Source organism: Variovorax gracilis, assembly GCF_030317115.1.
Taxonomy (GTDB): Bacteria; Pseudomonadota; Gammaproteobacteria; order Burkholderiales; family Burkholderiaceae_C; genus Variovorax; species Variovorax gracilis.
Genome location: NZ_JASZYF010000058.1, coordinates 1 through 18,043, shown reverse-complemented (window position 1 = coordinate 18,043; position 18,043 = coordinate 1). Strand labels below are relative to the sequence as shown.

Genomic DNA, 18,043 nt, shown 5'->3' with positions numbered 1-18,043 from the left:
GTTCTTCGAGTTCATCCAGCGCAAGGGCGACTACAGCGAGGGCTTCGGCGAGGGCAACTTCAAGGCGCTGTTCCAGTCGATCGAACGCGACCAGGTGCGCCGCGGCGTGCTTGCTGCGAGTTGAACGTCGTCGCCGGATCGTCGAAGCATGTCATGAACAGACTCGAGATTTCCCATGCCACCGAACTGCTTGCAGATCTTCCGGGGTGGCGCTGCGAGGACACCCGCGGAGGCCTGATCAAGCGCGAGCTTGTTTTTGCCGACTTCAGCCAGGCGTTCGGCTTCATGACCCGCCTGGCACTCGCGGCGGAAAAGGCCAACCACCATCCCGAATGGTTCAACGTCTACAACCGAGTGGACATCGCCTTGACCACACACGACGTCAATGGCATCTCGATGCGAGACATCGAGATGGCGCGCCTGGCAGAACGGCTTCACCAGGCCATCGCGGCGCCCTGAAGACAGCAACCGGAGAACTCTGATGCAGCGACAACTCAATGAACAGTCCGGCGAGGCACCGAAGCATGGCCTCGCCGCCGGCGACGTACAGCCTCACCGCCCCGACTGGACCATCGATCAGGGGTGGTCGAACTACACGGCCGAAGAACACGCCGTCTGGAGGACGCTCTTCGAGCGTCAAAGCAAACTGCTGCCAGGACGTGCCTGCGACGAGTTCGTGGAGGGCATGAAGAATCTCCCAATCGGCCCGGAACAGATCCCCGACTTTCGGGCATTGAGCGAAGTGCTCATGAAGAAGACCGGGTGGCAAGTGGTTGCCGTCCCGGGTCTCGTTCCGGACGATGTGTTCTTCGACCACTTGGCGAACCGGCGGTTTCCCGCTGGACACTTCATCCGCAAGCCCCACGAGCTGGACTACCTTGAAGAGCCGGATGTTTTCCATGATGTGTTCGGTCATGTCCCGATGCTCATGAATCCCGTCATCGCTGACTACATCCAGGCCTATGGTCTGGGCGGCCTTCGCGCCAAGGAGCTGGGAGTGCTCGACAAGCTGGCACGCGTCTATTGGTACACCGTCGAATTCGGACTGGTCAAGCAGGCCGATGGCATGCGGATCTATGGCGCGGGCATTGCATCGTCCTTCACGGAAAGCGTGTTCGCGCTGGACGATCCGTCGCCCAACCGCATCGGATTCGACCTCGAACGCGTGATGCGTACGCACTACCGCATCGACGATTTCCAGGAGAGCTATTTTGTGATCGACAACCTCGATGAGCTTCTTGCGCTCGCGCGCATCGACTTCGCGCCGGTCTACGAGCACATCAAGGGCCTTCCCGAATACCAGCCGGGAACGGTACTGGCGACCGATCGAATCCTGTCCCGAGGATCCGGGCGCTATCACCGACAAAAGCAGGAAAGCGTGCAAGCATGAATTTCCGCGACAAGGCAGTCCTGATCACGGGCGCCGCGGGCAATCTGGGCCGCGTCGTGGCAAAGAGCTTTGCCGACAGGGGCGCACAGCTGGTGTTGGTCGACCGGCAAACCGTCAGCTTGGGCAGCGATTTCCCGGACAGGGAGCGCCATCTTGTCGTCGAAGCGAACCTCCTGCAGGCTGACGAAGTCCTCTCGGCAACCGAACAGGCGATCGCCCGCTTCGGCCGGATCGACGTGCTGTGCAATCTCGCGGGCGGGTTCCGGATGGGCACGGAGGTGCATGAGACCTCCCCGTCCGACTGGGATTTTCTGCTCGGGCTCAATGCCGGATCGGTACTGCACATGGCCCGAGCCGCAGTTCCGCACATGCTGGCAGCGGGCGGGGGCAAGATCATCAATGTCGGCGCATTCGCTGCCCACAGGGGCGCCGCGCAGATGGGTGCCTACATTGCGTCAAAGAGCGTGGTGATGCGGCTGACCGAGTCGATGGCCGCGGAACTGCGCGAGAGAGGCATCAACGTGAACTGCGTGCTGCCGACCATCATCGATACGCCGGAGAACCGGCTCGCCATGGCCGATGCCGATCCGTCGCGCTGGGTGACGCCGCAAGATCTGGCAAACGCCATCCTCTTCCTGGCATCAGACCAGGCCAGGGCGATCCACGGCGCTTCGCTGCCGGTTTGCGGTTTGAGCTAGCAGCTCTACGCGGGTCGGCCATTTCATGTGGCCCCGAAAGTTTCTGAGTCGAAACTGGGCTCGCCGCGAAGGACGAGCCGCCAGACAGGCAGCACCTCACGGCGAAGCCAATCATCAACGCGGCGCGACCGCCTCTGACAGATGGCGCAAGAGCGCCGCTCCGTCACCCTGCCACGCGCTCCCATGCATGCAGGCCAGCACGCGCGGCGACTGCGCGGCCAGGGCGCCCAGACGCTCGGCAGTCTGCGGCGCGTGGGCGAAATAGTCCATCTGCTGCCGAAAGGCTTCGCTCGGGCCGAGAATGTCGACTTCGATCAGAGCCTTCTCGCTGGGCCCCGACTGAGTGAACAGGTCGCCACAGAACAACGTGCGCGTGCGGGTGTCCATCATCAGCCCGCACTCCCAGCCGTGCGGAACATGCGGCATGTCGAACCAGCGAATCGTGTGCGCGCCGAGTGCGAGTTCCTCGCCGTCGCCGATCGCCCGTGGCGGCCGATCGGCAAGGTCGCCCATGGAGACCATGGCCGCGACCTGGCCGCACAGCGGCACCGCATGTGGCGCCGCGGCCAGGAACAGGTTCATGGCGCCGCACTCGTCGGCTTCCACGTGCGACAGGCCCACGTAGCGCAGCCGCTCGATCGACATCAGGCAACCGATGGCTTCGCTCACGAGCGGGAAGAGCTGGCGCGGGCCCGTATGGAACAGCAGCGGCTCGTCGTCCACCACCAGGTACTGGTTGAAGCTGAAAAGCTGGCCGTCAGGCAGCGGCGCGGGCGTGTTGATGCGATAGATGCCCGAGGCAATTTCCTGCACATTGGTGCCGGCGGCGGCGTTCGTGATCATGGGGGGGCTCCTTGAGTGAATGACAGCAGGTTGTGTCGCCACTCGCCGAGGCGTTACAGCCTGCTGGCGAAGATCTTCGCGCCCCGCTAAGCTGCGCACCATGTCACAAGCAGGCTTGCGAACGGAACCGGACTCCGAGGCGACGCTGGCCCTGCGCATCGCCGGTGCGGGAGCGGTGCGCGACATCGAGGCCGAGACCGCGCTCTACCGCCATCTGGCACCGCGCGTGCGCCGCTACGGACTGCGCCACCTGCGCGACGCCTCCGCAGCCGACGACCTGATGCAACAGGTGATGTTGCTGGTCCTCGACCAATTGCGTACCGGCCGGTTGCGCGAACCCGAGCGCGTGGTGTCCTTCATCTTCGGCAGCTGCCGCACGCTGGTCCTGGCGATGCATCGCAAGGAATCTCGGCGCGACGCGCTGCTGGAGCTCCATGGCGAATCGCTGGCTTCGGCCGAGATCACCATCGCGCCGCGGCACGACCACGAGCGCGTAGCCCGCTGCCTCGACGCCCTGCGGGAACGCGAACGCAGCGTGCTGGTGATGAGCTTCTACGACGAGAAGCCCGCCGAAGTCGTGGCGGGCGAGCTCGGCCTCACGGCCGGCAATGTACGGGTGATCCGTCACCGGGGGATTGCGCAGCTGCGCCGCTGCGTGGCGAGTGGCCGGGAGGTTGCGGCATGAACGTGCGCCCATCGCACTACGACGAGCAGACCTTGCTGGCCTACTGGCTCGGCGAGACCGACGCGGCGCAGACCGACGCGATCGATCTGCACCTGTTCGGCTGCGACCCGTGCGGCCGCACGCTCGACGAACTCGTCGCACTCAGCCATGCGGTGCGCGAGGCATTCGACGCGGGGCTCCTCCACGCCTTCGTGAGCGCGGCCTTCGTGCAGCGCCTGGTCGATGAAGGCCGGCGAGTGCGCGAGTACCGCCTTGCGCACAACGGCAGCGTGAACTGCAGCGCTGCGCCGGACGACGAAGTGCTGGTTGCCCGGCTTCGCGCGCCACTCGCCAATGTGGAGCGGGTCGATGCCGTGTTGTGCCTGACCATTGCGGATGCTGAATACCTCGCGGACGACATCCCTTTCGATGCCGCGAATGGTGAGATCCTGATGATGCCGAAGATCGCGATCGTGCGCGCCATGCCGGCGCACGTGGTGACCGTGCGGCTGCTGGCACACACGTCCGGTAGTGTGCGCCCGCTGGGCGAGTACCGGCTGAACCACAGCCCGTGGTCGGGCTGAGAGCCTATCGCGCTGGCACTGCTTTCTGCACGAATGCGGCCTCGCCCCTTTGCCGTCGGCGACTCGCGCAGAGCCGGGATGAGGAAGCCTGTATTCAGTCGGCCTTGATGCCGCGCTCCTTGATGAGCTTGCCCCATTGCGGCAGCTCCTTCTCAAGTCTCGCGCGAGCCTGCTCCGGGGTCGATGGAATCGGATCGAAGCCTTCCTTCGTCATGCGTGCCGCAACTGCAGGGGAATTGAGCGCCTCGTTCAGGCTGGCATTCAGCTTGTCGATGACCGCTTTGGGCGTGCCAGCCGGCGCGAAGACCATGAACCACGTCTCGAAGTTGTAGTTGGGTAGTCCCGCTTCAGCGAGCGTCGGCACATTGGGCATCAACGGCGATCGCCTGGTGCCGGTGACGCCAAGCGCACGAAGCTTGCCGCCTTGCACTTGCGGCAGGGCGGCCGACAGAACAGGGAAGCTCAAGCTGACCTGGCCCCCGATGGTGTCGACCAGTGCGGGACCACCACCACGGTAAGGAATGTGGACGAGTGGAACATCGGCGTTGGCCTTGAACAGTTCCGCGGCCATATGAAAGGTGCTGCCCCCGCCTGCGGATGCGTAGTTGTGCTTGCCGGGCTCGGCCTTCAGCAGTGCGATCAAGGATTTCACATCCTTGGCCGGCAGGTTGTTCGTCACAACGAGCACGTGCTGCGAGCTCGCGACCATTCCGATCGGCGCCAGATCTTTCAACGTGTCATACGGCATCTTGGGTGTCAGTGCAGGGTTGATCGCCAGCGATACGGTCTGGAGGCCGATGGTGTAGCCGTCGGGTGCCGACTTCGCGACGGCGTCCACGCCGAGATTGCCGCCGGCGCCGGCACGGTTGTCGACCACCATGACGCCGCCGAGCTTCTTGGCCCACTCATCGGTGACAAGCCGCGCTGCAATGTCGGCGCTTCCGCCCGGGGCGTAAGGAACGATCAGCTTGACCGGCCGCTGCGGAAAAGTCTGGGCGTGCGCTCCGAACGATGCGCCGATGGAAAGAGCAAGCGAGAGAAGGACGTGACGACGATGCATGGTTTTGTCTCCTGGGGTTTGATGAATTGCAGCGCTCATGAGGGCATTGCGATGGGTGGCCGGCTGGCTCTCAGTGCGCGTCGAGGCGCGCCTTTGTTCGCCCGGCCACGTCTTTCACCCACGGCTGGGCTTGCCAATGCTGGGCCGCGAATGCCTCGATCTCGGCCTTGTGGTTCAAGGAAGCGCCAATCATGTCCAGGCCCTCCAGGAACATCGTGCGATGGCGCGCGCTCATCGTGAACACGAAGGTGTGCTGCGTCGTCTTGACGGTCATGGTCTCCACATCCACCGACACGTGCAGCGGCGTTGAACTTTTCCGCGATTCGCTGAGCAATGCTTGCACTTCCTCCTCGGCGAGCATGACGGCCAGCAAGCGATTGTTCATGGCGTTCGAATAGAAGATCTCGCCGTAAGAGGAAGCGATCACCGCCTGGATGCCGAACTGCTGAAGTCCCCACACGGCATGTTCCCGACTCGAGCCGCAACCGAAGTTCGGGCCGGCGATGAGGACTCGGGTGTCGGCGTACGCCGGGCTGTTGAGGACGAAGTCCGGTTTCACTTGACCGTCGCCGGTGAAGCGGTGATCCCACAACAGTCCTCGATCGAGGCCGGCCTTGTCGATGCCATGCAGGAACTGCTTTGGCATGATCTGATCGGTGTCGAGGTTGGCAATCTCGATGGGGGCGGCAATGCCTTCGATGCGATGGGCAAGTTCAGTCATGCGGCGCTTTCGGAAGTTTCATCGTCCATGAGGCGAACGTCCGTGATATGGCCGGCGATCGCCGCTGCGGCGGCCATGGCAGGGCTCATCAGGTGGGTGACGGCGCCGCGTCCCTGGCGCCCTTCAAAGTTTCGATTGGTCGTCGACGCGCATCGTTGCCCCGGGGAAAGAATGTCGTCGTTCATCGCAAGGCACATGGAGCAGCCAGGCTGGCGCCATTCGAAGCCCGCGTCGATGAGGATCTTGGCGATCCCTTCGGCTTCGGCTTGAACCTTGACCGCGCCTGAACCAGGAACGACCATCGCCCTGAGCGTTGGCGATACGTGCCGCCCCTCGACGACCTTCGCAACGGCTCGCAAGTCTTCGATCCGTGCGTTGGTGCACGATCCGATGAAGACGTGATCCACTTTCAATCCTTCGAGGGACATGCCTGCCTCGAGGCCGGTGTAGCGCAAGGCCTGCTCGGTGCTGAGCCCCTGCGAGCCTTCGGGTGCCGGTACGTTCCCGTTGATGGGGATCGCCTGATCGGGACTGGTACCCCATGTGACGTAGGGTGCCACGTCGCTGGCGTCGAAGCGATGCTCGATGTGAAACACGGCGTCTTCATCGCTATGGAGCGTGGCCCAATGGGAGAGCGCGCGATCACGTAGGTCGCCGGTGATGTCCGGGGCGCGCGCCAGCACGTAGTCGATGGCCGCTGGATCCGGCGCGATGAGCGCGCCCCGGGCACCAGCCTCGACGGTCATGTTGCACAGCGTGAATCGTGCTTCGATGGAAAGCGCGCTGATGGCGCTGCCACAGAATTCGACTGCATGGCCACGCGCACCCTGCGCGCTGATGCGGCTGATGATCATGAGGATCAGGTCCTTCGAGGTCGTGCCGATCGGCAGCTCTCCGTCGACCCGGATACGCATGTCATCCGCCGTGCGATAGACCAGGGTCTGGGTCGCGAGCACATGCTCCACCTCCGACGTGCCGATGCCGAAGCCAAGTGCGCCCAGCGCGCCGTAGGTCGTGGTGTGACTATCACCGCAGATCACCACCATGCCAGGGCGGATCATTCCGTGTTCGGGCGCGATGATGTGCTCGATCCCCTGGAGTGCATCGTTGGTGTCGAACAGAGGGATTCCGTGGCGAACGCAGTTGCGCTTGAGATTGCTTGCCTGCAGGGCGGCAGCCGGGTTCTGGATGATGCGATTCGCGACGGGGTGGGTCGGAATGACATGACTCACCGTCGAGACATTCTGTGCGGGCATCAGGACTTCGCGATCCTGCTCGTGCAGCCCCGCGAAAGCCTGGGGGCTGGTGTACTCATTCATCAAGTGAAGGTCGCAGAACAGCAGGACGTTTTGTTCGTCGAGCCTCGTCACGGTATGTGAGTCGACGAGTTTTTGGTACAGGGTTCGAGACGTCATCAAGACTCTCCTGGAAGATTGAAGCGACGGTGAAATCTGGTGGGCTTCCGAGCGCAGCCTGAGCGCCTTGGGCTGGAAGGGCGCTGTTCCGACGCCGTGACAAGCCAACCAATGGGACGGACTTTAGATGTATCCTCAAACAACATAAATGGCTCTGTTGGCACTTCATACTTTCGCCGAAGGAATGAATCCAAAACCATGGATACCTACTCCGACCTTGCGTTCTTCACACTGGTGATCAAGCTGGGCACGCTCGCCGGCGCGGCCCAACAGATGGGCGTGACGCCTCCGTCGGCCAGCAAGCGCCTGGCAGCGCTGGAAGCGCGCTTGGGAGTGCGCCTCCTCAACCGAACAACGCGCCGCATCAGTCTCACCCCCGAAGGAGAGATCTACGTCAGCGAAGGTGCGCGGGTGTTGGCGGACATGGATGAGCTGGAACGCAAGGTGGCCGGCGCGAAGGCGGTCCCGCGGGGCCAGATCAAGCTCAGTGCCACCCTCGGCTTCGGCCGCCGGCACATCGCGCCTGCACTGTCGAAGTTCGCTCGCGCCTATCCGGAGGTTGAAGTGCAGCTGACCCTGACCGAGCGGCCCGTCAATCTGGTCGAGCAGGGCTTTGACGCCTCCATTCGTTTCGGGGAACTTCCAGATGCCCGCTTGACCGCGCGCCTTCTGGCGCCGAACAAGCGCATTCTTTGCGCTGCGCCGGCCTACCTCAAGCGAGCGGGAGAGCCGAGCCAGCCTGGGGAACTCCAGAGGCACCCCTGTCTTTTCATTCGTGAGAGCGACGACACCTTCGGAACCTGGCACCTGCGATCCGGCACTCGAAACGAGAGTGTCAAGGTCAGGGGCCCCTTGAGCAGCAATGATGGGGACTGCGCGCTCTCCTGGGCCCTGGATGGACACGGCATCCTGATGCGATCGATGTGGGACACAGCACCGTACCTTCGATCGGGGCGCCTGCGACTGGTGCTGCCTGATTGGTCACTGCCGCTGGCCGACATCTATCTCGTTTTCCCCAGCAAGGCCAACATGTCTGCCAAGACCCGCGTGTTTGTCGATTTCATGCTGAAGCGGTTCGAAGATCATCGGAACTCCCGGGACGGAAGTGGCGATTGGTAGTGTGCGGCGCAGTAGAACTGGCTGGCCTCCAGACGCTTGATGCTGGAACAAGGATCAGGGTTGGATCGCAAAGGAATCAGCGCCCCGTCGATCAGAGAACGTACCCTGCTTCGGCGGCGGCTCGGTCATACAGGGCTCGACGCATCAGGAGGCCCGGTTTGTCGGGTGCAAAGTTCAGGTCGAACTGTTGCTCGGTGTCCTTGCGCACCACATCAAGGATCCATTCCAGTGCGTCGACGTCTTCGAGGTATGCCTTGGCCGACGCCGCGTGCAGGTATTCGTCGCATGCCTTGTTCTCGAGATCGAAATTGCGCGAGTTGAACCACCAATAGTGGATGCTTCCGTTCGTCTCCGGCGTGAAGATGTGCGTGATGTTGAATCGGTACTCGGCGATGGCGCCTCCGGGAGGTGATGGGTCGACGATCTTCGCGAAGGCCGTGTGCAGCGCCGGTGATTGAAACCGCGCCTCCGAGTAGCGGTCCACGGGCTTTCCGGTCAACCCGGTGGGGACTGCGTAGACGCCGGGAGGCGGCGAATTCTTCAGCATGCGGTCGATGATCACGACCTCGCCATCACGACGGATCCTGAGTTTGGACCGCGCGTACTCCGGCGTGCCGATCGCCCCCGGATGAAGGAACGGAAAGTGCGTCTGGTCGAGCAGGTTCTCATGCATCGATACATAGTCGGACTTCAGGAAGAACTGTCCACTGACGCTCTTCCAGCCCGGATCGTCGAGCCAATGCGTATCGCGGATCTGTGATGCGTCCGCCTGGTCCGGGTCGCCCATCCAGATCCAGATCAGCGGAGCGCGCTCCACCACGTCGAAGCTGCGCACCTGGGCGTTGGTGGGAACGATCGGCATCGAAGGCATGTTGACGCAACGCCCTGAGGGATCGAACTGCATGCCGTGGTAGCCACAGATCAGGGTGTCGCCTTCCAGACGGCCCTTGGCCAGCGGAAACGAGCGATGCGGGCAACGGTTGCGCACGGCCACCGGCTCGCCTGCCAAGGTGCGATAGAGGGCCACATCCACGCCAAGCAGGCGGCGGCTCAGGATGGTGCGCGAGACCTCGCTGCTGAGCGCAGCGACATACCAGCAGTTTCGGATGAGTGGCGTGCTGTGGTCGGCAAATCCGCCTGCCTCGAAGGTCGGCTCGCCAAGCGGCATGCGGGGATGCGCGATGACCTGCTCGACGATCTGTTCCAGGATTTTTTCCATGAAGTCACCTCTGAGATTGTTCAAACATCGAGCACGAGCCGCTCGCCGCGGATGCGCGATACGCAGATGCACATCGTTTCGCCGGACTCACGCTCTTCGTCGGACAGATACCGATCGCGATGCTGGATCGGTCCATCCGTCGCCAGGACCGTCTGGGGACACAGACCGCATTCGCCGCGCCGGCAGTCCCACAGCACATCGACCTTGGCTGCGGTGAGCGCGTCGAGGATGCTCACGTCCTTGCCCACCCGGATCACCCGGCCCGATTGCCTGAGCTCGACATCGAATGGGACCTCATCGCCCTGCGGACCTGCACCGAACGACTCGCTGCGAACCTGCTCCGGCGCCCAGCCCGCCGATCGACTTGCTTCGTGCGTGGCCGCAACCATCGTTCCCGGCCCACAGACATAGGCCGTGGTGCCTGGTGGCTGGTGCTTGAGGAGGGCCCCCAGATCGAGCTTGCCCGCGTCCTGGCCGCCGCTGAAGTGGAAACGGGCACGTGACCCCGCGAGTCGGCCGAGCTCTTCGCGGTACGCCATGAACTCAGGGGCGCGGCCGGCATACACAACCGTGAAGTCGCGTTGGCGCCGCGCCAGGCTTCGAGCCATCGAGTAGATGGGCGTGATCCCGATGCCGCCCGCAATCAGCAGGCTGTGCGCGTCACGACGATCCAACGGAAAGTTGTTGACGGGCGCAGAGACCTGCAAGCGCGTTCCGACCTCGAACGCGGAGTGGATGTATGCCGAGCCGCCACCGCGGTCATCCTCGCGCTGCACGGCGATCCGGTAGGTGTTGCGCGCATCGTCCGCGTCTTCCGTGCCGCCGATGAGCGAATAGTGCCGAACGATCAGGCCCGTCTGCTGCGAACCCGTGTGCACTTCGATGTGCGCGCCCGGGCCGTAGGCAGGCACCGGCGAGTTGTCGATGGCGGTGAGGTGGTACTCCCGGACGCGCGGCGTCAGTCGTCGCACGGCGGAGACCACGACGTCGATGTGTTTTCGTGCCATGGCGGGCCCTCAGTCGAGCTTGATGCCGGCGTCCCTGATGGTCGGGCCCCACTTGGCAATCTCGGCTTCCATCAACTTCGTCATGTCGGAAGGCTTCATCGCGTAGGGCTCGTACGTGAAGGTGGCCAGCTTGGCCTGGACGTCAGGCTCTTTGAGCGCCTGTGTCACGGCCTCGTTGATCTTCAGAACAATGTCCTGCGGCGTGCCCTTCGGCGCCAGGAGACCGTTCCAGCCACTGACCTCCCAGTGGGCCGGTGCGCCTGCTTCTTTCGCCGTCGGCACGTCGGTGTATCCGGTCATCCGCTTGGGCGCGGCAACCGCAATGAACCGGAGCTTTCCGGCTTGCTGCAAGGAGCCTGCAGACGCGGCGCTTCCGATGGCCCAGTCGACTTCGCCGTTGGCGACCGACTGGTAGAGCTGCGACGTTTCCTTGAACGGGATATGCGTCATCTTCGTGCCGGTGGTCGACTCCAGCAGAAGGCCCCCCAGGTGCGCAGGGCTCGCGACATTCCATGAACCATAGGACACGGCGCCCGGCTTGGCCTTCGCTGCGGCGATCACGTCACTCATCGACTTCCACTTCGAACCCGCGGCGACCGTGACGAAGAAGCTGTTTCGAATCAGGGGCGTGACCGGCTCGAAGTCCTTCAGGACGTTGTATGGCAGCTTGGCAAACAGATGCGGCTGCGTGCCGACCTGGAAGCTGTCGATCTGGCCCAGGGTGTAGCCGTCCGGTGCTGCTCGCTTGACCACGTCGAAAGCGATGAAGCCGCTGGCGCCTGGACGGTTGTCGACGATCACCGCCTGGCCCAAGGTCTTGCTCATCTTGTCGGCCAGGATCCGCAGCAGGACGTCCGGGCCTTGTCCGGCCGGGAACGGCGTGATGATCTTGATCGGTTTGGCCGGGAAGTTCTCGGCCTGTGCGCTGCCAGCGAATGCGAGTGCGGCGCCTGCGACGGCCATCAGGCCCTTGAGCGTGTTCATCGTGTCCTTGTCTCCGGATCTGGGTTTACGGTCGAGATATTCGCGACCGCCGGTCAATTTTATTGATGCTTCATCAGCACAATTAACTTAAATTCGGAGAATCAGAAATCGATTTTTGGAATAAATGTGGATACCTTTCTTCATGTGAAGACGTTCGCCCTGGTGGCTCGCTACGGCGGCTTCACCGAGGCAGCGCGCCAACTCGGCGTGGTGCCGTCCGTCGTTGCAAAGCGGATCGGACAGCTGGAGACACAGCTGGGAACGCGGTTGTTCGAGCGGACGACACGGGCCGTGAAGCTCACCGAAGCCGGGGAGAAATTCCAATCGCGCGCCGGAGCGCTCGTCACGAGCTTCGAAGACCTTCTCGACAGCGTCGGCCGCGACGAGACCAAGCTGGAAGGCCATTTGCGCGTTATGGCGCCCACGACGCTCACGATGATGTTCCTGGGCGAGGCCTTTTGCGAGTTTCTGCGCCGGCATGACCGCATCACGATGGAACTCGCGCTCGTGGATCTCTCCACCAATCCTGCGGAGCAAGGCTTCGATGTCGCGATCACCGGACGCTCCGCCAGCTACGAAGGCGTGGTGGACATTCCGCTGTGTCCCGTGCATGCCGTCGTCTGCGCAGCACCCGGCTACTTGCAGGCGCACGGTGCCCCGTCTCATCCCCGGGAGCTGGTCGACCACAGTTGCCTGGCCTTCAAGCCCTCGGGCTCGACCTGGCAATTCCAGAGCAATCGAGGCGCGATCGCGGTCGATGTCCGCCCGCGCCTGCTCGCCGATGACAACAGGACACTGCTGCGCGCGGCCATGGCAGGACTGGGAGTTGCCTCGCTGCCGACCTATGTAGCGCAGCACGCGCTGGCGAACGGATCACTGCAGCGCATATTGCCGTCCTTCTCGCCGCAGGAGACGTGGTTCAAAGCCCATGTACCGCGCCGTCGACAGAGCGTCGCGCGTGTCGCTGCGCTCGTGAGGTGGTTGTCGCAAGAGTTGTCGTCCGGGCGATGGCAACAGAAGGCGGGGCTTGAATTCCAGCAATGAGTGTGACGAGTCTTCAAGTTGGTCAGTCGCGCGCGTCCTGTGCAGGCAACATCACCGAGCCTGCCGAGCTATCGATTTCCGGATTTGCGTGGAGACCCTTCGAGCAAGCCATTCACGACTGCATCACAATTGCCACGGATCAGCGAATTTGCAAAGTGCCGCGAGAGACGTTGACGACGCGGCAGGCTGGTCTTGGCTCAACCTATCCGAGAAGGCCGTTCGCGTGCCGCCCAAATGATGAAGTCATTCGTACTTGTCGTTGCGTTAGCGTTGGCAGGCAGCAATGCGGCCGCTGTGCTCTTCGATGGGAACGAGCTACTTCGAAGGCTGCAGTCGAGCAGCCCTGTCGATCGGGCAGCAGCCGTTGGCTACGTGGCCTCCATCAGTGACACCAACGAAGCCTTTTTTGTCACGAATGCGGTCGGCCCGTTCCTTTGCTTTGCGATTCCCGCAGGTGTCACCGCCGATCAGCTTGGCGACATCGCGCGGACTTGGCTGGAGAAGAATCCAGCAGTTCGAGGTGAAAACGCGATCAGCCTGGTGTCCAGGGCGTTCGCCGAGTCCTACCCTTGCAAGAAATGAGCTCGACAGTGCGGTCGCGCACGTGGGAATCAAGCATCGATTGCACAGTTCATCGTGGCCGTGATGGCTGCCGCGGGCCTTGAGGCAAGGGAAGACATGCCGCAGGCTGCCTTCAAGCCGCCGAGGGGATCCTGCACAAGCTCGGGGTTCCCGCCTCGAACGATGTCAACCCGAGCATCGCCGACCTGTCGAATCAGGCCGCTGGCTGTCGCGCGGGTCTACGGCTGCGACTTCGTGATCCTTCCCGTGTTCTGAGCAATCGGCAGCGGGCCGCGCCTGGTCCGGCCGCGTGTAGTCGCACACGCCGCCGGGGAAGATGCGCTTGAGCTGCTCGACTTGCTGCGGGCTGGGCGCCGCATTGCCATAGGTGCCGTCAGCCAAGGCCTTGTCCACCGGCTTGAGAGTGCAGCGGTAGATGCCGCCCTCGATGGGTGCGCCGGCCACGGTGCGCGATGTCCCGTAGAGCGGGAAGGCCTGCGTACACGCGCCGGCAGGCCGGGTGTCCAGGATCCCGCCCCACACGCCGGCCCCCGCGCTCATCTGCTGGCCCTGCAGGTCAAAGCAGGCGTCGACCGCATCGGCCGGCTTGTTGCCTGCGATGCTGCGCTCGGGGTGCCGGCGGATGTTCGAGAGCCACTGGTCCATCACGTCGAGTGCCTGCATGGACTGGCTGGCCTTGGGCGTGCCGGGCGTGGTGTCAGTGAACCACACGACCAGGTTGTCGCTGTGGCCCATCTTCTGCAGCACCCGCTTGCGCACCGCGAAGGACTGGTGGCTGTTGTGCATGTCCAGCTCGCGTTCCATGTACTGGCGGTGATCGATGGCCGGTACGTCCAGGCTCCCCGTGAACACATGGCCCGAGGTGTAGGCCGCCCGCATCGCGTTCGGGTCCCCGGCCGTGCGCGGCGCCGGTGCGTCGGCCGTGGCCAGTCGCATGTTGCGCACGCTCCAGGGGTCGAAGTAGCCGGGCTGGCTCAGCGCCTTGTTGATCTCGGCCTGTGTCGTGCCGAAGAAGGGGAAGCCTTCCTGCACCATGTCGCTCGGATGCTTCCAGCCACCCACGTGCCAGTTCAGGTGCACGAACTCGTCCATGGTGATGTGGCCCGCCCGCAAGGACTTGAGACCGTACTGCACGCCCACGTTGTCCCAGGTCGGCCGCGCCGCGCCGGTTGCGTCCACGCCGTAGACGTTGCGCAGGTCGTCGTAGTGGGTCCAGCGGATGGCCGCGATGTCGCTCTGCGGCACGTAGAGCTGCTGGTTGGGCGCCTGACCGTACCAGGGGTTCATCGCCAGCGGCGTGAGACCGCGCCAAGCTGGCACGCATTCGGTCGACCCCTTGGCGGTGCTGTAGCCCAGCGCGATTTTGAGCGGCGCGAGTGCATCGTTGACGCGCGGGTTCGGCCCGCCGTCGGGGTTCTCCTCGGCGTTCATGCCAACCAGCCACGTGCGGTTCTTGGTCACGCGCCACTTGCCGTTGGTGCGATCGGTCGCGTCCATGTAGTGCTCCAGCAGTTCGCAGTCGCCCACGTGGATGGTCTGCGTGACCATGTCGGGGTAGCTCTGCACGGGCAGCAGGCCGTCGAGCACGCCCGGATTGTTCTGCGCGATCATGTACTGCTGGATCGCGCCGCCCGAGCCGCCCAGACCTACCGTGTAGATTGGCACGCCGTATCGCTCGATGAAGCGCTCCTTGGTCATCAGCGCGGTCTCGCCGGCCAGGTTCATGTTGTAGTGCGTGCCCGTGTTGTTGCCGCTCGAGTGCACGATGGCCCAGCCGCGGCCGAGCACGTCGAGATTCAACGAACCGCCGTGCACCGTGCCCTGGCTATGGCCGATGGCCACGCCGCCCTGGAACCAGTACAGCAGCTTGCCGTTCCACAGCGAGGTGTCGGACTGCGTGCCGTTGTCCGCCCCAGGCATGGGCGCGAGCATCGCGATGCTATAGAGGAAGCGGTTGATGCTGCCGATCTCGCGCCGCACGACGAAGTCCACCTTGCGTCCGTCCGCCAGAGTCGCCTGCGCCATGTCGGGCGGTCGCGAGCCGTCGATCGGCAGCGGTACGAGCGCGCCCGTGGTGCTGCGGTACTGGTAGCTGACGAAGGTGTTGATCGAGCAGTCGCGGCTGTAGCCCAGCAGCGTGCCCTGGCCATCGAGCACCGGGTAACCGGGGGGTGTGGCGCTATCCACCAGCGGTTGCTTGTTCACCGCCCCCTGGATCGTGGTGCAGACGAAGGGCGTCTGCTGCGGCCCGGTGAAGATCGGTCCCGTGATCGGGTAGTTGGTCAGCGTGAGTCGGTCGCGCGGCTGACCATTGCCGCTGCGATGGCGTACCTCCAGCGTGTTGGCGCCGAGTTTCAGGCCGGTGATCACCCCTTCGAGACCGGCCGCCGTGTCGGCGAGTGTCACGTTGAGGCGCGAGCCGTTGAGCCACAGCTCCAGCTTGTCGCGCAGGCCCCGTGATGCGCGCACTTCTATGCGCGCATCGCCGCCCGAGACGTATTCGGGGGCGCTCGAGAGCACGCGCAGGCGCACGCTGTTGTCGTTCTCCTTGTCGTCCTCCCTGTCGTTCGACGCCTTCGCCTGCTGCGCAGTGTCGCTCCCGACACTGGTTTTCGCACTGCTCGTGGCGGCGCCGCCGCCCAATCCGGAGGTTTCTCCGCTGCCGCCCCCACCGCAGGAAGCCAACAGCACTACACACGCGGCCCATGCGGCCGCCAGACCTTTGGATGTCATCGTGTCTCCTCGGGGCACGCAGGCCCTTGTTGTCGTTGCAGGAGCCGGACTCGCCGGCCCTGAGCTGCGGATCGACCGCGCGCGGACGCCGCGGCGCGAAGACTAGACGTTTTTTGTTTTCATGACCATAGGGCTTGGCCGCGGGAAGGCGAAGCGACCTTTTCGCGCAGGCCGCGGTCGTCACCGTTCGCCTTGACCGGGCTTCGGGTGGCTCAAACACACTTACCCTTGCGACGAGACCTGCCACGTGTCACACGAGACCATCTACCGCAGCCTGTTCGTTCAAGCCCGCGGTGCCTCGAAGAAGAACTGCTGCAGCACGCTTGAATCCGCAGCCCATAGCGGCTGTTCGACCTTCCACGTAGCAGTCGTTCAACCTTGCTGCCCAACAGGGTCGAAGAGGCGGTTGAAACGCGACTGATCGCATCCGAATTCTCGAGCGTCGCAGTCGCGCTCGCTTCGTCGACGAGCGTGGCTTGCCGGAGGCTAGCTCATGGCCTTTGCCTCTTCACCATCTTCAGCCGTGAGCCTCTCTGCATCGAGTCGCTGCATGTTCTCGAGGATCTTGAGCAGGTAGTGCAGCGTGTGCGTGACGTCGTTGACAGAGAAGTCGGCCAGGATCGCGTCGTAGTAGCCGTAGATCTTGGGCAAGGCGAGGTCTTGCCACACATGGCGTCCCGTCTCCGTCATCGTGACCACCCGTGATCGGCGGTCGTGCCCGCTCGCGGCGACGGCCACATGCCCATCGCGCTCCATGCGGCTGATGAGGCCCGAGAGGTTCTGCCGGCTCACCATCAGATAGCGGGCCAGCTCGCCAATGCTCATGCCGACTTGCGACTTCTCGCGCGACAGGGCGCCCAAGACTGCCCATTGCTGCGTCGTCAGCCCTTCGTGCTCCACGGCTCGGCTGCCGGTTTTATGCAACATATTTGCACATTGATAGAGTCTGAAGAACAGCCTGTTGGCAAGATCTGTCTTAGTTCCCAGGGGGCCTGTCATAGGGTTTGCCATTACATTTCTCTTGTAAAGTACCTTGAGGCGAACCTTGGCACTCACCTACAATTGCGTCAACATATTGACGTATCTAAAAAGAACGATACGACGTATCTTTGCCTAATCGATGAACTTTTGCAACGGAGAGACCCAATGAGCCAACGATTCAAGAATCAGACCGTGATCGTCACCGGCGGCGGCGGCGGCATCGGCGGGGCCACCTGCCGCCGCTTCGGCGGCGAGGCCGCTTCGGTCGCCGTCTTTGACCTCAACCTCGATGCGGCCGAGAAGGTCGCCGCCAGCATCCAGGCCGAAGGCGGCCGCGCCCAGGCCTTCGGCTGCGACATCACCGACCGCGCCAGCGTCGACGCCGCGGTTGCCGAGGCCGAGAAGTCGCTGGGCCCGATCACTGTGCTGGTGAACAACGCCGGCTGGGACGTTTTCAAGCCGTTCACGAAGACCGAACCGGCGCAGTGGGACAAGCTCATCGCGATCAACCTGACCGGCGCGCTGCACATGCATCACGCGGTGCTCCCCGGCATGGCCAGCCGCAAGAAGGGGCGCATCGTCAACATCGCGTCGGATGCAGCGCGCGTCGGCTCCTCGGGCGAAGCGGTGTACGCGGCCTGCAAGGGCGGCCTGGTGGCCTTCTCCAAGACCATCGCCCGCGAGCATGCGCGCCACGGCATCACGGTCAACGTGGTGTGCCCCGGGCCGACCGACACCGCGCTCTTCGCCGACTACAAGGAAGGCGCCGGCAACCCCGAGAAGCTGATGGAAGCCTTCACGCGCTCCATTCCGCTGGGCCGCATCGGCCAGCCCGACGACCTGCCCGGCGCGATCCTTTTCTTCGCCAGCGAGGACGCCGCCTTCGTTACCGGCCAGGTGCTCAGCGTCTCGGGCGGCCTGACGATGAACGGCTGAGGCCGTTCCTCCCGCCCTCGTCGACCCCAAGCTGCTCAACCCCATTCATCTGAAAGACCATCA

Annotated in this window: 18 protein-coding genes and 1 pseudogene; 10 read left to right on the top strand and 9 right to left on the bottom strand. The window is 63.7% G+C overall.

Going from position 1 to position 18,043, the window contains the following annotated elements:
* From QTH97_RS35740 to QTH97_RS35725, 4 genes and pseudogenes are all read left to right on the top strand, one after another.
* Window positions 1-124: pseudogene (locus tag QTH97_RS35740) on the top strand (4-hydroxyphenylpyruvate dioxygenase); the annotation flags it as partial.
* 29 nt (window positions 125-153) lie between these two features.
* Window positions 154-459, top strand: coding sequence for a 4a-hydroxytetrahydrobiopterin dehydratase (locus tag QTH97_RS35735; RefSeq protein WP_286573440.1), 306 nt, complete (start codon window positions 154-156; stop codon window positions 457-459).
* A 22-nt stretch (window positions 460-481) separates the two neighbouring features.
* Window positions 482-1,390: a phenylalanine 4-monooxygenase gene (phhA, locus tag QTH97_RS35730; protein WP_286573438.1), complete on the top strand. Its 909-nt coding sequence runs from the start codon at window positions 482-484 to the stop codon at window positions 1,388-1,390.
* Window positions 1,387-2,088, top strand: coding sequence for an SDR family oxidoreductase (locus QTH97_RS35725; protein ID WP_286573436.1), 702 nt, complete (start codon window positions 1,387-1,389; stop codon window positions 2,086-2,088). The genes phhA and QTH97_RS35725 overlap by 4 nt, the downstream gene beginning before the upstream one ends.
* Before the next feature lie 114 nt (window positions 2,089-2,202).
* On the opposite strand, the gene QTH97_RS35720 is transcribed toward QTH97_RS35725, so the two are convergent.
* Window positions 2,203-2,931: an oxygen-binding di-iron domain-containing protein gene (locus tag QTH97_RS35720; protein ID WP_286573435.1), complete on the bottom strand. Its 729-nt coding sequence runs from the start codon at window positions 2,929-2,931 to the stop codon at window positions 2,203-2,205.
* Between the two features lie 115 nt (window positions 2,932-3,046).
* Here QTH97_RS35720 and QTH97_RS35715 point away from each other — a divergent pair, with 115 nt between their 5' ends.
* Together QTH97_RS35715 and QTH97_RS35710 are read left to right on the top strand one after the other, a co-directional pair.
* On the top strand, window positions 3,047-3,616 hold the full coding sequence (locus QTH97_RS35715; RefSeq protein WP_286573434.1) for an RNA polymerase sigma factor: 570 nt from the start codon (window positions 3,047-3,049) through the stop codon (window positions 3,614-3,616).
* Window positions 3,613-4,179, top strand: a complete 567-nt coding sequence (locus tag QTH97_RS35710; protein ID WP_286573433.1) for a hypothetical protein — start codon at window positions 3,613-3,615, stop codon at window positions 4,177-4,179. The genes QTH97_RS35715 and QTH97_RS35710 overlap by 4 nt, the downstream gene beginning before the upstream one ends.
* A 94-nt stretch (window positions 4,180-4,273) precedes the next feature.
* On the opposite strand, the gene QTH97_RS35705 is transcribed toward QTH97_RS35710, so the two are convergent.
* From QTH97_RS35705 to leuC, 3 genes are all read right to left on the bottom strand, one after another.
* Complete coding sequence (locus tag QTH97_RS35705) at window positions 4,274-5,239, bottom strand: tripartite tricarboxylate transporter substrate binding protein (RefSeq protein WP_286573432.1); 966 nt, start codon at window positions 5,237-5,239, stop codon at window positions 4,274-4,276.
* Between the two features lie 70 nt (window positions 5,240-5,309).
* The gene (gene leuD / locus QTH97_RS35700; RefSeq protein WP_286573431.1) at window positions 5,310-5,960 is read right to left on the bottom strand and encodes a 3-isopropylmalate dehydratase small subunit; all 651 of its coding nucleotides are present in this window, start codon (window positions 5,958-5,960) and stop codon (window positions 5,310-5,312) included.
* Window positions 5,957-7,375: a 3-isopropylmalate dehydratase large subunit gene (gene leuC, locus QTH97_RS35695; RefSeq protein WP_286573430.1), complete on the bottom strand. Its 1,419-nt coding sequence runs from the start codon at window positions 7,373-7,375 to the stop codon at window positions 5,957-5,959. Before leuC ends, leuD begins: the two co-directional genes overlap by 4 nt.
* A gap of 198 nt (window positions 7,376-7,573) precedes the next feature.
* On the opposite strand from leuC, the gene QTH97_RS35690 reads away from it, so the two are divergent.
* On the top strand, window positions 7,574-8,494 hold the full coding sequence (locus tag QTH97_RS35690) for a LysR family transcriptional regulator (RefSeq protein ID WP_286573441.1): 921 nt from the start codon (window positions 7,574-7,576) through the stop codon (window positions 8,492-8,494).
* 91 nt (window positions 8,495-8,585) lie between these two features.
* Here QTH97_RS35690 and QTH97_RS35685 read toward each other — a convergent pair whose 3' ends face one another.
* From QTH97_RS35685 to QTH97_RS35675, 3 genes are read right to left on the bottom strand one after another with little or no spacing between them, the layout of a single operon-like run.
* Entirely contained in the window at window positions 8,586-9,713 is a 1,128-nt protein-coding gene (locus QTH97_RS35685) for a Rieske 2Fe-2S domain-containing protein (RefSeq protein ID WP_286573429.1), read from the bottom strand.
* A gap of 20 nt (window positions 9,714-9,733) precedes the next feature.
* Window positions 9,734-10,720 (bottom strand): PDR/VanB family oxidoreductase, encoded by a 987-nt coding sequence (locus QTH97_RS35680; protein ID WP_286573428.1) that lies wholly within the window; start codon window positions 10,718-10,720, stop codon window positions 9,734-9,736.
* Between the two features lie 9 nt (window positions 10,721-10,729).
* Window positions 10,730-11,704, bottom strand: coding sequence for a Bug family tripartite tricarboxylate transporter substrate binding protein (locus tag QTH97_RS35675; protein ID WP_286573427.1), 975 nt, complete (start codon window positions 11,702-11,704; stop codon window positions 10,730-10,732).
* Window positions 11,705-11,848: 144 nt separating this feature from the next.
* Here QTH97_RS35675 and QTH97_RS35670 point away from each other — a divergent pair, with 144 nt between their 5' ends.
* Window positions 11,849-12,748, top strand: a complete 900-nt coding sequence (locus QTH97_RS35670; protein WP_286573425.1) for a LysR family transcriptional regulator — start codon at window positions 11,849-11,851, stop codon at window positions 12,746-12,748.
* A 234-nt stretch (window positions 12,749-12,982) separates the two neighbouring features.
* The gene (locus QTH97_RS35665) at window positions 12,983-13,330 is read left to right on the top strand and encodes a Rap1a/Tai family immunity protein (RefSeq protein ID WP_286573424.1); all 348 of its coding nucleotides are present in this window, start codon (window positions 12,983-12,985) and stop codon (window positions 13,328-13,330) included.
* A gap of 165 nt (window positions 13,331-13,495) precedes the next feature.
* On the opposite strand, the gene QTH97_RS35660 is transcribed toward QTH97_RS35665, so the two are convergent.
* Both QTH97_RS35660 and QTH97_RS35655 read right to left on the bottom strand, forming a co-directional pair.
* Window positions 13,496-16,063, bottom strand: a complete 2,568-nt coding sequence (locus tag QTH97_RS35660; RefSeq protein WP_286573422.1) for a DUF6351 family protein — start codon at window positions 16,061-16,063, stop codon at window positions 13,496-13,498.
* Between the two features lie 486 nt (window positions 16,064-16,549).
* Complete coding sequence (locus QTH97_RS35655; protein ID WP_444813517.1) at window positions 16,550-17,074, bottom strand: MarR family winged helix-turn-helix transcriptional regulator; 525 nt, start codon at window positions 17,072-17,074, stop codon at window positions 16,550-16,552.
* Window positions 17,075-17,209: 135 nt separating this feature from the next.
* Here QTH97_RS35655 and badH point away from each other — a divergent pair, with 135 nt between their 5' ends.
* Window positions 17,210-17,980, top strand: a complete 771-nt coding sequence (gene badH / locus QTH97_RS35650) for a 2-hydroxycyclohexanecarboxyl-CoA dehydrogenase (RefSeq protein ID WP_286573420.1) — start codon at window positions 17,210-17,212, stop codon at window positions 17,978-17,980.
* The last annotated feature ends 63 nt before the right edge of the window (window positions 17,981-18,043 follow it).

Excerpts from the sequence above, each read along its gene's own strand:
- QTH97_RS35655 (WP_444813517.1), bottom strand. The coding sequence starts at position 17,074 with ATGGCAAACCCTATGACAGGCCCCCTGGGAACTAAGACAGATCTTGCC.
- QTH97_RS35660 (WP_286573422.1), bottom strand. The coding sequence starts at position 16,063 with ATGACATCCAAAGGTCTGGCGGCCGCATGGGCCGCGTGTGTAGTGCTG.
- leuC (WP_286573430.1), bottom strand. The coding sequence starts at position 7,375 with ATGACGTCTCGAACCCTGTACCAAAAACTCGTCGACTCACATACCGTG.
- leuD (WP_286573431.1), bottom strand. The coding sequence starts at position 5,960 with ATGACTGAACTTGCCCATCGCATCGAAGGCATTGCCGCCCCCATCGAG.
- QTH97_RS35720 (WP_286573435.1), bottom strand. The coding sequence starts at position 2,931 with ATGATCACGAACGCCGCCGCCGGCACCAATGTGCAGGAAATTGCCTCG.
- QTH97_RS35725 (WP_286573436.1), top strand. The coding sequence starts at position 1,387 with ATGAATTTCCGCGACAAGGCAGTCCTGATCACGGGCGCCGCGGGCAAT.
- QTH97_RS35665 (WP_286573424.1), top strand. The coding sequence starts at position 12,983 with ATGATGAAGTCATTCGTACTTGTCGTTGCGTTAGCGTTGGCAGGCAGC.
- QTH97_RS35735 (WP_286573440.1), top strand. The coding sequence starts at position 154 with ATGAACAGACTCGAGATTTCCCATGCCACCGAACTGCTTGCAGATCTT.
- QTH97_RS35705 (WP_286573432.1), bottom strand. The coding sequence starts at position 5,239 with ATGCATCGTCGTCACGTCCTTCTCTCGCTTGCTCTTTCCATCGGCGCA.
- QTH97_RS35680 (WP_286573428.1), bottom strand. The coding sequence starts at position 10,720 with ATGGCACGAAAACACATCGACGTCGTGGTCTCCGCCGTGCGACGACTG.
- badH (WP_286573420.1), top strand. The coding sequence starts at position 17,210 with ATGAGCCAACGATTCAAGAATCAGACCGTGATCGTCACCGGCGGCGGC.
- QTH97_RS35685 (WP_286573429.1), bottom strand. The coding sequence starts at position 9,713 with ATGGAAAAAATCCTGGAACAGATCGTCGAGCAGGTCATCGCGCATCCC.
- QTH97_RS35675 (WP_286573427.1), bottom strand. The coding sequence starts at position 11,704 with ATGAACACGCTCAAGGGCCTGATGGCCGTCGCAGGCGCCGCACTCGCA.
- QTH97_RS35710 (WP_286573433.1), top strand. The coding sequence starts at position 3,613 with ATGAACGTGCGCCCATCGCACTACGACGAGCAGACCTTGCTGGCCTAC.
- QTH97_RS35690 (WP_286573441.1), top strand. The coding sequence starts at position 7,574 with ATGGATACCTACTCCGACCTTGCGTTCTTCACACTGGTGATCAAGCTG.
- phhA (WP_286573438.1), top strand. The coding sequence starts at position 482 with ATGCAGCGACAACTCAATGAACAGTCCGGCGAGGCACCGAAGCATGGC.